The 14,239-nt window shown below is 70.5% G+C and carries 14 protein-coding genes; 5 read left to right on the top strand and 9 right to left on the bottom strand.

Translation table 11 applies throughout. The annotated features are described in order from the left end of the window. The first annotated feature begins 711 nt into the window (after positions 1-711). Positions 712-1,032 carry a cupin domain-containing protein gene (locus HBH26_RS05000; protein ID WP_239024555.1) on the top strand — a complete coding sequence of 107 codons (321 nt, stop codon included), beginning with the start codon at positions 712-714 and terminating at the stop codon, positions 1,030-1,032. Positions 1,033-1,096: 64 nt separating this feature from the next. Here HBH26_RS05000 and HBH26_RS04995 read toward each other — a convergent pair whose 3' ends face one another. Further along, entirely contained in the window at positions 1,097-2,569 is a 1,473-nt protein-coding gene (locus HBH26_RS04995; RefSeq protein ID WP_338057244.1) for a PAS domain S-box protein, read from the bottom strand. Between the two features lie 161 nt (positions 2,570-2,730). Here HBH26_RS04995 and HBH26_RS04990 point away from each other — a divergent pair, with 161 nt between their 5' ends. Further along, positions 2,731-3,000 carry a GlsB/YeaQ/YmgE family stress response membrane protein gene (locus tag HBH26_RS04990; protein WP_168133467.1) on the top strand — a complete coding sequence of 90 codons (270 nt, stop codon included), beginning with the start codon at positions 2,731-2,733 and terminating at the stop codon, positions 2,998-3,000. 17 nt (positions 3,001-3,017) lie between these two features. Then, entirely contained in the window at positions 3,018-3,551 is a 534-nt protein-coding gene (locus HBH26_RS04985; RefSeq protein WP_168133466.1) for a general stress protein, read from the top strand. 266 nt (positions 3,552-3,817) lie between these two features. Here the strand turns inward: HBH26_RS04985 and HBH26_RS04980 are convergent, their stop codons facing one another. The 6 genes from HBH26_RS04980 to HBH26_RS04955 all read right to left on the bottom strand — a co-directional run bounded on the left by HBH26_RS04980 (position 3,818) and on the right by HBH26_RS04955 (position 9,779). Continuing rightward, positions 3,818-4,159, bottom strand: coding sequence for a tyrosine-type recombinase/integrase (locus tag HBH26_RS04980; protein WP_420824976.1), 342 nt, complete (start codon positions 4,157-4,159; stop codon positions 3,818-3,820). A 376-nt stretch (positions 4,160-4,535) separates the two neighbouring features. Further along, a complete protein-coding gene (locus HBH26_RS04975; RefSeq protein ID WP_168133465.1) occupies positions 4,536-5,654 on the bottom strand; it encodes a DegT/DnrJ/EryC1/StrS family aminotransferase in 1,119 nt (372 codons plus the stop codon). Between the two features lie 43 nt (positions 5,655-5,697). Beyond that, on the bottom strand, positions 5,698-6,456 hold the full coding sequence (locus tag HBH26_RS04970) for a CpsD/CapB family tyrosine-protein kinase (RefSeq protein WP_168133464.1): 759 nt from the start codon (positions 6,454-6,456) through the stop codon (positions 5,698-5,700). Continuing rightward, complete coding sequence (locus HBH26_RS04965; RefSeq protein WP_168133463.1) at positions 6,453-7,940, bottom strand: GumC family protein; 1,488 nt, start codon at positions 7,938-7,940, stop codon at positions 6,453-6,455. The genes HBH26_RS04970 and HBH26_RS04965 overlap by 4 nt, the downstream gene beginning before the upstream one ends. Then, positions 7,937-9,109 (bottom strand): hypothetical protein, encoded by a 1,173-nt coding sequence (locus tag HBH26_RS04960; RefSeq protein WP_168133462.1) that lies wholly within the window; start codon positions 9,107-9,109, stop codon positions 7,937-7,939. Before HBH26_RS04960 ends, HBH26_RS04965 begins: the two co-directional genes overlap by 4 nt. Further along, positions 9,096-9,779, bottom strand: coding sequence for a polysaccharide biosynthesis/export family protein (locus HBH26_RS04955; protein WP_168133461.1), 684 nt, complete (start codon positions 9,777-9,779; stop codon positions 9,096-9,098). Before HBH26_RS04955 ends, HBH26_RS04960 begins: the two co-directional genes overlap by 14 nt. 161 nt (positions 9,780-9,940) lie before the next feature. On the opposite strand from HBH26_RS04955, the gene HBH26_RS04950 reads away from it, so the two are divergent. Together HBH26_RS04950 and HBH26_RS04945 are read left to right on the top strand one after the other, a co-directional pair. Next, positions 9,941-10,774 (top strand): WecB/TagA/CpsF family glycosyltransferase, encoded by an 834-nt coding sequence (locus HBH26_RS04950; protein WP_168133460.1) that lies wholly within the window; start codon positions 9,941-9,943, stop codon positions 10,772-10,774. Continuing rightward, the gene (locus HBH26_RS04945; RefSeq protein ID WP_168133459.1) at positions 10,771-12,336 is read left to right on the top strand and encodes a GMC oxidoreductase; all 1,566 of its coding nucleotides are present in this window, start codon (positions 10,771-10,773) and stop codon (positions 12,334-12,336) included. The genes HBH26_RS04950 and HBH26_RS04945 overlap by 4 nt, the downstream gene beginning before the upstream one ends. On the opposite strand, the gene HBH26_RS04940 is transcribed toward HBH26_RS04945, so the two are convergent. Both HBH26_RS04940 and HBH26_RS04935 read right to left on the bottom strand, forming a co-directional pair. After that, a complete protein-coding gene (locus HBH26_RS04940) occupies positions 12,245-13,390 on the bottom strand; it encodes a glycosyltransferase (protein WP_168133458.1) in 1,146 nt (381 codons plus the stop codon). The genes HBH26_RS04945 and HBH26_RS04940 overlap by 92 nt on opposite strands. After that, positions 13,327-14,160: a 2OG-Fe(II) oxygenase gene (locus HBH26_RS04935; protein ID WP_168133457.1), complete on the bottom strand. Its 834-nt coding sequence runs from the start codon at positions 14,158-14,160 to the stop codon at positions 13,327-13,329. The genes HBH26_RS04940 and HBH26_RS04935 overlap by 64 nt, the downstream gene beginning before the upstream one ends. Positions 14,161-14,239 lie beyond the last annotated feature (79 nt).

The following is a 14,239-nucleotide window of genomic DNA, read 5'->3' as shown; positions in this document are numbered from 1 at the left end:
GTCGGGCTACGCCCGCCCTACGCCGCAACCAGCGCGAACGGTGCGACCCCCATACCCGTCACGCTGCTTGACGAAGGGGGTCCCTTTTGCACGCCGATAGGGGGTCCTTTTTGGACGCCGATTGACAGCACGGATTTACCGTAACTCCGGCGCTACGGCTGCTCGACAGGTGGCAACGACGCCGACTTACGCTGCGTCCTGGCATCCTGAAGTCGGGTGACGCGCTGGCAGCGCTCCCAGCCTCGACAAGCTGAAGCGAGGCTCGAAGTTCAGCGTCGGGGCGACGACTGCTGGCGAACGTCGAGGCCGACCCAGCTCCGGACGGTAAGCGCGCTTCCCGCCGCCCCGACACCAGACGCTTGTTCATGTCAGCTGACGACGGTCGCCAGACGCTGAGTCTGTCATCGACGGTGGGACGATCCGCACCGTCTGATATCGCCGGGGTGTTCGCCTCCCCGGGGCTCCGAGTGCCTTCGACGACCCACAGCCGTACGTCCCCGCACGCCGACGCTCGCGCGTAGAACAGTCGCTCGTTCAGCCGCACAATCGCCTTTCTGGATCGATGCATCCCCTTTTCGACACGATCGTTGATGCCGCGCATCTGAGAGGAACTTCGGTGACGATCTTCAATAAGGACATGGTCCTTTCACCACCAAGAACGAGTTTTGGCAGAAGGAGGTTTATCGCGACGCCAAGGTCCAGATCGTCTTGATGAGCATCCCGGCCGGGGAGGAGATCGGCATGGAGACGCATCGCGCCGACCAGACGACCTTCATCGTCGAGGGCGAAGCGCAGGTGACGATCGACGGCAGCCATACCAAGGCCGGACCGAACCATCTGGTGGTCGTGCCCAAAGGTGCCGAGCACAACATCGTCAACAAGGGCCCGGCGGCGCTGAAGCTCTACTCGGTCTATGCGCCACCTGCCGAGCCGGAAGGCGCCGCCTTCCGGACCAAGGAGGAAGCCGAAGAGGCGGAGAAGGGTCTACTGACCAAGCTGGCGGAAAAGGCCAAGGACGCCGTGTCTGGCTGATCGCCGTACCGGCCGCGTGCGGCAGCCCCTGCCGCACGCCGGCTTTGCATGGCGTGATCGGATCTCAGTTCCGCGTGGAACCCATGCCCCGCTCGCGCCCCCACACGACGGCACCGCTACGACGGTTCGTTCCGATCTTGGCGTAGATGCTGGCAACATGATTCCGTACCGTGTTGCGTGAGATCGTCAGACGCTCGGCAATCGCTGCATCGTCGAGATCGTCGCAGATGAGATCCAGGATCTCGCGCTCCCGCGGACTGAGTTCGACCGCGATCGCATGTGGTGCCGGTCGTCGCAGCGTGGCAAGCTTGTCCAGGATGGATCGGCTAAGCCATGTTGCGTCCTTCAACGCCTCCTCGATCGCGGCGGCGAGTTCGGCATCGTTTCTGCGCCGTTCCGTGACGTCCTGAAACACCCAGAGGGCGCAGGAAGCGCCGTGAACCTGGATCGCCTCTGCGGACCCAAGGCAGTCCACCACAGATCCCGACCGGGACACGATGCGAACGTCGCGTTCGCGGATTGATCCCCCGTCCGCCAACTCGGCTGCCGTGCGTTCGTGTTGCTCGGGATCGTACCAAAGGCCGGTTTCACCGCCAGTGCGTTCCAGCAGGGATGCCGCTTCACGGCCCGTCAGTGCGCAGAAAGCGTCGTTGACGCTGACGAGGCGCTGGTCGGACGCGCGCGTGATGGCCATCGCGACAGGCGCCATCTCGAACACCGCGCGCAAATGGCGCTCGCTCGCGGCAAGCGACCGTTCGGCGTCCTGCCTCGGCTGGAGGTCGGCGAAGGTGAGCAGGAGAGCACTCTCCTGCGTGACGTCGATCGGCTGGCCGGCGAAGATGACCAGCCGTCTCGATCCGTCCGCCACGAGCAACTCGGCCTCCGTCTGCGCCACGACCTCGCCGGCCTCCATCTGTCGCCGGACGGCTGACCGATCGGGCAGTTCGCCGAGCAGGTTCAGTCCGAACAGCGATTGGCCGAGCAGATCGCCCTGCACGAAACCGGTCAGCGAGAGAAAGCCGGGATTTGCAGCCATGAGCTTCATATCCCGCTGCCGCACGATGATGGCAGGAGCCGGGTTGGCGCGGAACATGGCGTCGAAGCGCGCTTGCGCATCGTACCGCTCGGACACGTCGTTCAGCACGATCGCCAGATAATCCGGCTCGCCGCCATCCACGTCCATCGCGACATCGCGCACCTGATGCACCCAGCGGGCCTCGTCCACTCTGGCAGGAGCGACCTCGACGATCATGTCCGGGATACTCTCGCCGGCAAGGACCTTGAAGATGGGATAGTCGCGGCGACGCAGGGGGCGATGGTCCGGCGTCCACAAGGTGAACCGCTCGGCATATCCCTCTGCCGTCGCACCGAGCGCATCAACCCCTTCGACACCATGCATGGCGAGGGCTGCCGCATTGGCACTGAGGATCACTCCTGTTGGATCCAGCAGGATCACACCCTCGAGCAGTTGCGCCATCAGCTGCTCCAGGTGGCGCAGGTTCGGATGACGGACGGCGGGCGGGGGATCGGCTGGCATCGCATCTAAACCGCGCCGCCCGCAGCGTCGTTCCGGGAAGCACCACCATGCCGGATAGTGCGTGCGCACTATGAGCCGGCAGAGCGCCCATCGGCCTGCCTGAACATCCACCGACACTGCTTCGTTTCATCCTCACTATTCACCAGACGGAAGGACCAATCATGGGCCTCATCATTCTTCTCATCGTTGGCGGTTTGATTGGCTGGGTCGCCAGCATGATCATGCGCACCGATGGTCAGCAGGGTATCCTGCTCAACGTCGTCGTGGGCATCGTCGGCGCGCTCCTTGCCGGCTTCGTCGTCACGCCACTCATCGGTGGGGCGCCGATCACCAGCGGCTCGATCAACATCCAGTCGATCATCGTCTCGCTGATCGGTGCAATCGTGCTGCTTGCCATCATCAACCTTTTTCGCCGCGGCACCGTCCGCTGATCGAAGGAGACTTCGGTATGAGCATGCAAACGGCTTCGGCCATCTTCGACACCGAGGCGGAGGCGCAGCGCGCCGTCGCGGACCTTCGCGACGCCGGCGTACCCGACCGCGCGCTGTCGGTCGTCACCCAGCGCGGCGGCACGACCACCACGACGGACGTCGCCGGTGACGTGACCGATGAAGAGCATGGCAGCATCGCCCGCGGCGTTCTGGGCGGCGGTGCATTGGGTGCCGGGCTCGGCGTGGCGGCACTGGCGATCCCAGGCGTGGGGCCGCTTGTTGCCGCGGGCGCGATCGCGGCATCTGCCGTACCGGGCGCGATGGCGCTCGGGGCCGCGGCCGGTGCGGCGGCGGGCACGTTGAACGAAACGCTGGGCAAGCACGGCATTGATCGGGATGACGCCGACTATTACGGCGACCGCCTCGGCCAAGGCGGAGTGCTCGTGACGGTGGACACAAGCGTCGACGACGTCTCACCCGAGGCGGCGGCCGACATTCTCTATCGCAATGGCGGTCACAATTCCCGCCGCTCCCGCTTGTCCTCGTACTGACAGCCCGCATTGCAGGCGAGCCGGCGCTGCCCTCCGCAGAGCCGGCTCGCGCTGTTAACGCGCGTACCGAGAGCACCATCTGCCAATGCCGCCGACAGGAATGCTATGTAGACGCGCCCATTCAGCAGTCTGCCAGCGCGCGGAGACTTACGTCCGAAAGCCGCGCTCGACCTCATCCAGCCGGAGCGTGAGCGCCCTGTCAGGCAGGCGGACGGTTGGTCTCTGCCGTTCGTCTTCGGTGTATCGCGCCAAGCTGTCGTCCAGCCTTACCATGCCCGGAGCAGCGCGAGCAGCCCGACCGGAAGCATGGCATTGCGGTACCGTCCGCCCTTGCCGCGCTCGAGCCGGAGCAGCATGCGCTCGCTGTCGATGTCACGAACCTCGAGCGCGGTCAGTTCGGACGCGCGCAGACCCGCGCCGTAGGCGACCGACAGCGCCGCCTGATGCTTGAGGCAAGTGGTCGCGCCGAGCAGCCGCGCGACCTCGTCCTGGCTCAACACGACCGGCAACTTGCGACCGCGCCTCGTGCGGACCAGCTTGCGCGCCAAGTCCGGCCGGTCGACCGCCTGGGTGAAGAAGAACCGCAGCGCCGACACGATGCTGTTCATGGTCGGCACCGATACACCGAGATCGCGCTGCTCGACCTGGAGGCATCGGAGTTCCTCCGCCGTCGCCCGGGTCGGGCGAGCGGCCGAGGAATGTCGCGAACCGGCCGACGTCGCGGATGTAGTTGCGCTGGGTCTCGCGGCCGAACCGCCGCAGCTCCATCTCGTCGATAAGACGCTGACGCAGAGGGCTGACGGCGGCAGGAACAAGGGCGGTCGTGGCAGGGCTCCTTCTCGTGGAGCCCGGATGCTCTGCCTGCCTCCCGCGGCGCTCAACCAAGGCGCCGCGCCCGTTACGTCACCTCAACCGCGCCCCGAGCGCCCCTCCCGCGCCGCGGGTTCGTGCTTCCGACAGGACGTGCGCCCTCGCCGGCACGCGCTAGGCGGCGACGCGCGGCGCGGGCGCGGCGGCGTCGCGGACGGTGGCGATGATCGTGGCGACAGTGTCCGCGGCCAGATCGGGATAGATCGGCAGGCACAGGATCTCCTCCGCCATCCGGCGCGCGTGCGGCAGGGCGTCGGGCGGCACGCTGCCGCGATAGGCGGGCATGTCGCAGATCAGCGGATGGAAATAGCGGCGCGCGACGATCCCGCGATCCTGCAGGTGCCGGTGCACCGCCGCGCACCCGCCCTCGACCAGGATGGGGAAATAGCCATGGTTGGCGGTGGCGTCGGCCGCCGGGGCGAACAGCGTGACGCCCCGCACGTCGCCCAGCCCGGCGCGATAGGCATCTGCGATTCGTGCGCGCTTTTCCAGCGCGGCGGGCAGGTGGCGCAGCTGGAGCAGGCCGAAGGCGGCGTGCACCTCGCTCATCTTCGCGTTCAGCCCGGTGGCGCCGACCATCGTCGCATCGACGAAGCCGAAGTTGCGCAGCGCGCCCACGCGGTCGTAAATCTCCGCATCGTGGCACACGACCGCGCCACCTTCGAACGTGTTGAAGACCTTGGTCGCGTGGAAACTGAGCGCCGATACGCTGCCGTGGCGCAGCACGCTGGCACCGTCCTGCCGCACACCGAAAGCGTGGGCGGCATCGTAGACCAGCGCGATGCCGTGGCGGTCGGCGATCCGCTGCAACGCCGCCGTGGCGCAGGGCCGGCCGAAGCAATGCACCGGCAGGATCGCCGCGGTCCGCGGCGTGATCGCAGCTTCGACGGCGGCGGGATCGAGGTTGCCGGTCGCCGGGTCGATGTCGGCGAACACCGGCGTCAGTCCCAGCCAGCGCAGCGCGTGGCTGGTGGCGACAAAGGAGAAGGGCGTCGTCACCACCTCGCCGCGCAGCCGCAGCGACTGGAGCGCGATCATCAGCGCCAGCGTGCCGTTCGCCGCCAGCGACACGAACGGCACGTCCAGGTACGCGGCCAGCGCACGTTCGAGATCGCAGGCGAAGGGGCCGCCGTTGGTCAACTGACGATTGCGCCAGATCGCCTCGAGGAAGGGGACGAACTCGTCCACCGGCGGCATCGACGGCTGGGTGACATAGATGGCGTCCTGCGGCATGCCCCTGGTCTATCCCATTGCCCGCCGGCCGGGACCTGGGTCCTTAGCGGGGGTAATATTCGCCATAGCCGAACGGCTGCTGCGGCAGGATGGTGCGGTTCAGGACGGTGCCCACCACCGGCGTCGGCCGCAGCATGCGCAGCGTCTCGCGAAGGTCGGCCTGCGGCGTGCGCCCTTCCTCCACCACCATCAGCACGCCGTCGAGGTGCGGCGCCAGGATCATCATGTCGTCCCCCTCCAGCATCGGCGGCGCGTCGATGATGCACACCGGGGACTGCGGATGCGCGCGCAGCGAGGCGAACAGCTGCGCGGTGCGGTCCGACGCCAAGATCTCGGCCGATCCCTCCCGCGGCGTGTCCACCGGCAGCACGCCCAGGTGCTGCTCGCCGACGACGCAGCGCACCTCTCCCAGCCCCGGGGCGCCGAGCAGGAAGGCGTCGACGCCCGACGCCACGTCGCCCAGCTCCAGTCGCTCGCGCACCACGGGCCGGCGCAGGTCGAGATCGACCAGCCACGTCGGATAGATGCGGCTGAGCGCCGCCGCGAGGTTCAGCGCGACGAACGACTTGCCCGCGCGCGGCCGGGCGGAGGTGACCGCCACCACCCGCGCCTTGCGTGCGTCGAGCCGGTGGAGCAGCTGCGAGCGCAGCATGGCGAAGGGCGCGGCGCGGGGATCGGCCCGCTCGAACGCGAAGACGCCGTTGCGCAGCAGCGCGGCACGATCGAGCGTCATCGTCGTGCCGCCCTCTTCCGGTACCGCGGGGCGCCGCATCTGCGCGCGCGACGAGAGGATGGCGGTCATGCCGGCGCACTCCGCCGGCCGGGCCACCACGCCAGCAACCGCGCGCGCCACCCCGATATCGTCGGCGCGGGGCCGGGGCGCAGGGTCGGGATGGCGACCAGCGGCTCGTCGCCGGTCAGGCGCACGATTGCGCCGGGGCCGTTCACCGGCAGGACCAGCAGCTCGAACAGCAGCACGAAGCCCGCGGCCAGCACCAGCCCCGCCCCCGCCCCCATCGGCACCAGCCGCGACGGCTTCATGCCGCTGGACGTCAGCGGGTATGTCGGCCGGTCGACGACGGAGAAGCGCTCGCCCTTACCCTCGTTCTGCAGGTTGACCGCGACCTGCGCGTCCAGCTGCTTCTCGCGAATGCCCTGATATTGCTGCTTGAGATTGTCGTACTCGCGCTCGAGGTTGTTCAGCTCGTAGCTCGCCTGGGGCGACATCGCGACCATGCTGTCGGACCGGGCCACCGCGGCCACCAGGCTGGCGCGCCGCTGTGCCAGCATCGCGATCCTGGCGCGGCCCGCCGCCACTTCCGCCATCAGCGGAGACGCGCCGCCGCGTGCCTGCGGTTCGCGCGCCACCGCGACCCGCGCCGCGTCCACCGCCGCGCGCGCGAGCGCGACGTCCGGATGATCGTCGGAGTAGACGGCGACCGCGCGCGCCAGCTGGGCTTGCGCCCGCGCCAGCTCCACCTGCGCCGGCGACGGGGCCGCCACGGGCGCCTCCTGGCTGCGCGCGGCGAGCAGGCCGTTCTGCTGCGCGATCCCCTGGCTCTCCGCATCCATCCGCGAGATCTCGGCGCGCAGGGAGGAAGTGGCCTGCGCGCTGGTCGCCACCTGGTCCGGCAGCGCACCCGCGTAGCGCGCCTCGATGGCGCGGCGCTTCGCCTCCATCGCGACCAGGCGATCGCGGATCTCGTCCGCGCGCCGCGCCAGGAAGGTGGCGGCCCCGTTCATCTGTTCCGATCGCAGCCGCTTGTCGGCCGCCACGAACATGTCGGTCAGCTGGTCCGCCACCCGCAGCGTCGCGGCGGGATCGCCGCTGGTGTAGGACAGGTCGAAGGCGATGGTGGACTGGGCACCGCGCTGCGACGTGCCGCCGGCGTCCGCGCTGACCAGGTCGACCGCGATCGCGTCGCGCAGCATCGCCATGACTGCGTCCTCCGGCAGCGAGCGGCGCTGCGCCGGGTACAGGTCGTTGCGGCGGATCAGCGCCTGCAGGTTCGCGCGGCTGAGCACCTGTTGCCGAATCTTGGCGATGCGCTCCTCCGCCAGGTCCGTCAGCGGCGAGGCCACCAGCGTGGTCGGCAGATCCTGCGATTCGATCAGCAGCGATGCGGTCGAGCGATAGACCGGCTTCAACAGCACCGCCGCGGCAATACCGGCGAGCGCGCCGAGCACCAGGCCGGCGATCAGCAGGTAGCGCCAGCGCAGCACGATGGCCGCGACTTCCCGCAGGCCGAAGCCGCCGGGCGGCTCGTCGTCGTCGATTCCCATCATCTCACCCTCGGTTCCCACCGGAAGCGCACGCCGGCGTAGAGCGACCGCGGCGTCGATCCGGCGCCGGTGCCGCGCTGCGCATAGGAGAGCTCGCCCGACAGCGTGGTCGCGGGGCCGGTCCTGCGGTCGAACCGCAGCAGCGCGGCTAGCGCGTCGAGATCGCGGACCGGGATCGCCGCCGCCGCGCCGCGGGGCGCCGCGATGCGCTGGTAATCCGCCTGCGCGACCAGGGTCCAACGCTCGTCGATCCGGTGCGACAGGGTCAGCCCGCCCGCCAGCCGGCGCTGGAAACCGGTCAACGCGCTGACCTCGGAGCCGAGCGAGGCGAGCGCACACAGGTCGGTACGTGCGCGGCGCTGGCACAGGTCGATCGATCCCGCCACGGCGGTGGCCGCGGGGCGCCGCGCCAGCAGCGCGGTGGCAGGCGCCGCGTCGACATGTTCCATTCCCGCCTCCGCCCGCAGGTGCACGGTGGGCGAGAGCTGGCTGTCGAGCACGGCGAAGCCGGCCGCGCGGGTCAGGCCGGGCTGGCCCGCCGTGCGCGACACGGTGGCGAGCGGGCGCACACCGACCCACGTCTGCGCGCTCAGCAGCCGCAGCAGCGCGATCTCCAGCCGCGCGCTGCCGGTGTCGCGCAGCAGCACGCTGTCGGAGAAGGTCGCGCGTTCCGCCGCGATCGCCGGGCGGATGGTGGTGCGCGCGTCGGGGCGCCAGGTGAGGTCGGCGGCGGTCTGCCACAGGTTGCGCACGCTCTGCGGCGCGATCGCCGCCGCCACGCTGGCGGCGATCGCGTCGCCCGCGAGGTCGCGGACGTAGCCGACCGAGGCCGACGCCGACAGCCGCTCGCTGTCGCGCAGCGTGCCGCTGCCCCGCAGGCTGCCCAGCAGATAGTCGCGATAGAGCCGGCTGAAGGTGCGTCCGGTCAGCACGCCCGCAACCTCCAGAACGTCGCCGGTGGCGCTGATCGTCCGATAGCGCGGCCGCACCGACGCCTCGGCCAGAATGGCGTCGCGATCGTCACCGGGGAGCAGCAGCGGATTGGACGCCGCCTGCACCCGCGCCTCCGCGCCCATCGTCAGCTGCGCCGAGGCGGGATCGGACGCCCAGGCGATCCTCGCTCCCGCCACCAGCAAAGCGGCACGAAGTCGCCAGGCGCTACGGTACGACAAGGACGTCCCCCGCCCCCAGCATCGGCAGCGCGTCGCCCTGCGGCCCCGCCTTCAGGCTGCGCGCGCCCTTCAGGACGTCGGACAGGTTGATGCGCTCCACGGTCTGGCCCGCGGCGGTCTGCCGCATGATGACGGCATTGCCGACATCGGCGAACTCGGCCGGCCCGCCCGCGACGCTGAGCGCCTGCACGACGTTGACGGTGCGGCCGATCGGGTAGCTGCCGGGCGCGCGCACCTTGCCCACCACGTAGAAGCGCATCCCCGCGGGGTCGCGGACCGCCACGGTCACGTCGGGCACGGTGTCGCGATACTTGCCCTTCAGCCGCTGGCGCAGCAGCTCCGCCAGTTCGCGCGAGCTGCGTCCCTCCGCCTCCACCACCCCGGCCAGCGGGAAGGCGAACGTGCCGTCAGGCAGGACGCGCACCGGGCGCTGCATCCGCTCCTCCCCCCAGACGAAGATCTCGAGCTCGTCGCCGGCGTTGATCCGATACTCGGGCGCCCGCGGCGCGGCGGCGGCGGGCAGGACCGCCGGCGCCAGCAGCAGCGCGGCGACGGCCGCAGCGGTCCGACAGGCTGTACGGCATCGCACCATGGAGAAATCCGCCCCCTCGAACCGGCTGGTCGCCCGGTCAGAACCCCAGGTTACGGCAGCGCGGATCGGGCGGGCCATCCGCGCTCCGCGGAACGGTGATCCACCCTCCCCTTTTCCAGCGTAGGCAGGCCCCCGCACTTCCCCTCATCATGACAGAGCGACGGAGAAGGGAGCGACACCATGCGGGGTCAGGATTGCCGACGGTCGGGCGTCACGCGCGGCACGGCGGGGCGGGGGGCATGAGCGGCGCCCTGGCACTCGCGCGTCCGGTCGAGACGGTCGATCGGGCCGATCACGGCGAACTCGCCAGGCCGGCGGTGCCCACGGGAACGGCCAATTTCCTCGGCATCGACTTCGACTGCGTGCCGCCGGACGCGATGCTGCGACGGATCGTCGAGCGCCCGGCGGACGCACCGTTCGCCTATGTGGTGACACCCAACGTGGACCATGTCGTGCGGCTGAACCACGCCCACCCCCACCTGCGGCAGGTGTACCGGCGCGCCTGGGCCACGCTGTGCGACAGCCGCATCCTGGCGAAGCTGGCCGCGAGCGATTCGATCGAGCTTCCCGTCACCACGGGCAGCGACCTGACCGAGGCCTTGTGCCGCCACGGCATCGATCGCGACGCGCGGATCGCGGTGGTGGGCGGCGACCGCGGCATGATCGAGCGGCTGCGCACGCGCTACGGCTTCACCGACATCGCGCATTTCGATCCGCCGATGGGGTTCATCGACGATCCGCGCGCGCGCGCCGACGCCGCCTCCTTCGTCGCGTCCGAGCGCGCGCGCTATACCTTCCTGGCGGTCGGTTCCCCGCAACAGGAACTGCTGGCGCACGACGTCGCCGCGCGCGGCGACGCGGTCGGCGTGGCGCTGTGCGTCGGCGCCAGCCTGGAATTTCTGACGGGATCGAAGCGGCGCGCGCCGCGCCTGGTGCAGACGCTTGCGCTGGAGTGGCTGTTTCGGCTCGTCACCGATCCGGCACGGCTGTGGCGTCGCTACGTGGTGGAGGCGCCGCAGATCTTCCTGATCGTGCGGCGCTGGCATCGCTTCGTCAGCCGCTATTGCGCATGAGCGAGCCGGACGGCGCGTGGGACGCGATCGTCGTCGGGACGGGCCTGGGCGGCGCGACGATCGGCCATCGCCTCGCCGCCGCCGGCCACCGCGTGCTGTTCCTCGAGCAGGGGCATCGCGACCCGGCGGTCGCCGCGGGTGCCGCGACCGATGGCGGCGAGGACCCCGCGCAGCGGCTCGCCGCGGGCTACTGGCCGGACCGCATGCGCGCGCAGATCGACGGACGCGCCAGCCGGCCCTTTCCGGTCGCGGGTTGCGGCGCGGGCGGGTCGTCGCTCCTCTACGCCGCCGCGCTGGAGCGTTTCGCCCCGCACGACGTCGCGAACTGGCCGGTCGGCTGGGACGAGTGGGAGCGCCATTATGCCGCGGCGGAGCGATTGTTCCGCGTCGCGGGCACGCCCGATCCGCTGGCCCGCGACGTCCCCGCGCTCCTCCCGGTGCCGCCCGCCGCCGCGGCCGACGCCGCGCTGATGCGGGCCTTCGCCCGCTGCGGGCTCCATCCCTATCGCCTGCACGTGGGCCTTGCCTATCGGCAGGGATGTGCCGAGTGCGGCGGGCGTCCCTGCCCGTCGCGGTGCAAGAGCGACGCGCGGCTGATCTGCCTCGAACCGGCGCTGGCGCACGGCGCGACGCTGCTGTGCGACGCCCGGGTCGTCCGCCTCGACGCCGACGATCGCCGCGTCACCGCGGTGCGCTATCGCCGCCACGGCAGCGAGCATCGCGCGAGCGCGCGAATCGTGATCCTGGCGGCCGGGGCGTATCGCAGCCCGGCGCTCCTGCTCGCCTCCACCGGCCCGGCCTGGCCCGAGGGGCTGGCCAACCGCAGCGGCCAGGTGGGACGCAACCTGATGTTCCACGCCAACGAATGGTTCGCGGTGTGGCCGCCGCGCCGGGCGGACACGAGCGGGCCGCGCAAGACGATCGGACTGCGCGACCTCTATACGCACCGCGGCGTGCGGCTGGGCAGCATCCAGTCGACCGGGCTGTCGGCCCATGCCGGCAACATCGCGACCTTCCTCGCGGGCTGGTTCGAGACGGGGCGATGGCGGCGCGTGCCGTTCCGTCGCGCGCTGATCTGGTTCGGGGCGCGGATCGCGCAGCGCGTGCTGGGCGCGGCGACGATCTTCGTCATGATCGTGGAGGACCGCCCCTACGCGGACAATCGCGTGCTGCTGGATACCGACGACCCGGCGCGCATCGTCGTGCGCTATCGCATCCGCGAGGAATTGCGCCGTCGCACCGGCATGGCACGGCGGCTGATCGCGAAGGCGATGCGCGGACTGCGGGTCATGCCGCTCCAGCACGACGTGCAGCTGAACCTGGGCCATCCGTGCGGCACGTGCCGCGCCGGCCTCGATCCCGCGACGAGCGTGCTCGACGCCGATTGCCGCGCCCATGGCGTCGACAACCTCTACGTCGTCGATGCCTCGTTCATGCCCAGCAGCGGCGGCGCCAACCCGGGCCTGACCGTCATCGCGAACGCGCTGCGCGTGGCGGAGGTGGTGGAGCTGCGGCTCGCCCCCGCGGCGCTGGAGCCGGCGGCGTCACCCACGGGCGCCTGACCGCCGCCAGGACGGCGAGCGCGAGCGCGCGGCCGCGTCGCGCATTGGCGAAGCCGCCCATGCGCAGGGTGGCGCGGACCGCGGCGACCAGCGCGTGCGCGCGTGCGGCGACTCCTTGGGCGGCCAGCACGGCGGAGCGTGCCGCCGCGCCCTCCGCCGCGTTTGCGTGGGCACGCAGCAGCCGGACCACGCCGGCGCGGCGCAGGAGCGCGCCGTGCGCGGCCGCCGCGGTCGCGACCGATCGCCGCAGCGCCGTGCGTGCCGCGTCGCGCGCGAGAAGGAAGGCCAGCCGGTCGTCCCCCGCGCCGGCGGCGGGCGCGCTTCCCGCCGGACTGGTCGCGCCGGCGTGCCGCCGGAACCGGACGAGGGGATCGGGAAGGAGCACCACGTCGCCCAACAGGGACGCGCAATAGGGGATGAACCCGTCGAAATCGTGCGCCAGCCCGCCCGGTGAACATTCGTCCGCGAAGGGGCGCAGGCGCCGCATCTGCTCGTACACCGACCGGCGGAACGCCATCTGGTGCCCGTATCCGTGCAGCGCGCCGCTGTCCGCCGGCCAGCGGAAGCGGCCGTGGCGGGCATTGCCGGGTGCGAGGCGCCCGAGCGGCGACATTCTATCGTCGACCAGTTCGCTCTCGTGCATCACCAGCATCGTCGCGGGGGTGAAGCGGGCGAGCATCGTGGCGATCTTATCTTCCCGCCACACGTCGTCCTGATCGCAGTAGAAGATGATCGACCCGCGCGTCACCGCGAAGGCGGCGTCGAAATTCTCGAGAATGCCGACGTTGGCGGCGTGGCGCACGATGCGGACCGAAAAGGGCGCGCGCCTCGCGAAGGCCGCGACGATCGCCAGGCTGTCGTCGTGCGAGCCGTCGTCCGCCACCACCAGCTCGTCGGGCCGGACGGTCTGCGCCGCGATGCTGTCGAGCTGCGCGTCGAGGTACGCGGCCCCGTTGTAGACCGCCATCGCGACGCAGACGGTCTCCCGCGTCACCGCGCCGAACCGGCCCGCCCCCCGCGCCGAAGCGCCGGCGGCACCCAGTCCTGCGCCCAATGGTGGAAGATCACCTTCCAGTCGCGCCGGTCGCCGCTGTGCGGCCGGGCGCGGAAATTGGTGGTGCGGTCCACGGCGAAGCGGGTGTCGGCCGGCGTGTGATAATAATAGGTCGCGATCGAGCGGCGCGTGCGGTCCGGCGGACAGGCCAGCGGATCGGGATGGCCATGGAAGCTGTCGAGATCGGTGGCGAACACCACCGCGCGCGCCATCGCCGGAAGGACCTTCACCTGGCACGCGGTCATGCCGCGATCCCACAGCTCCAGCGCGCCGCCGAACGCCTCCTCCCAATCCTCGTTCAGGTAGACGAGCAGGTTCAACCGCCGCTCCAGGTTCATCGTCTCGTGCCGATTGAAATCGGCGTGGATGCCAAGATGCCCGCCCGCGCGGGTCTCGTGCAGGCCGGCGCCGGCGTAATAGGGGTCGGCGACGAGGCCGCCGATCCCGGTCATCTCCGACAGGAAGGCGAGGAACGCCTGCGAGTTCAGCTCCGCGAACAGGTTGCGCGTGGCAAGGCCGGTGCAGACCTGCGGATGGAACTGGTATTTCAGCCGTTCCTGGCTGCGCGCGAAGGGCAGCGCGGTCGCGGGCTTGGGAAACTGCCCCGCCACCGCGCGCAACACGTCGAGATCGAGGAAGTCGTCGATCACCACGTGCGGAAACGGACTGGCATCGCGGTAGCGCTGCGCCAGCGTCGCACCGGCCGCGCGGCATTCGGCCTCGTCGAACGCGCAATAGCCGCCGGCATTGCGCAAGGTGAGTAGCGCCATGACGATCGCTCCATCGGGCCGCGGATCAGGGCCGGCGGCGCGGTGGATTAGCGCATCCTTGGCGCGTGCCGTATAGATC

The sequence above is a fragment of the Sphingomonas corticis genome (assembly GCF_012035195.1).
GTDB classification, from domain to species: Bacteria; Pseudomonadota; Alphaproteobacteria; order Sphingomonadales; family Sphingomonadaceae; genus Sphingomonas; species Sphingomonas corticis.
Note: the sequence above shows the minus strand (reverse complement) of the source record. Positions and strands in the feature narration are given on the sequence as shown.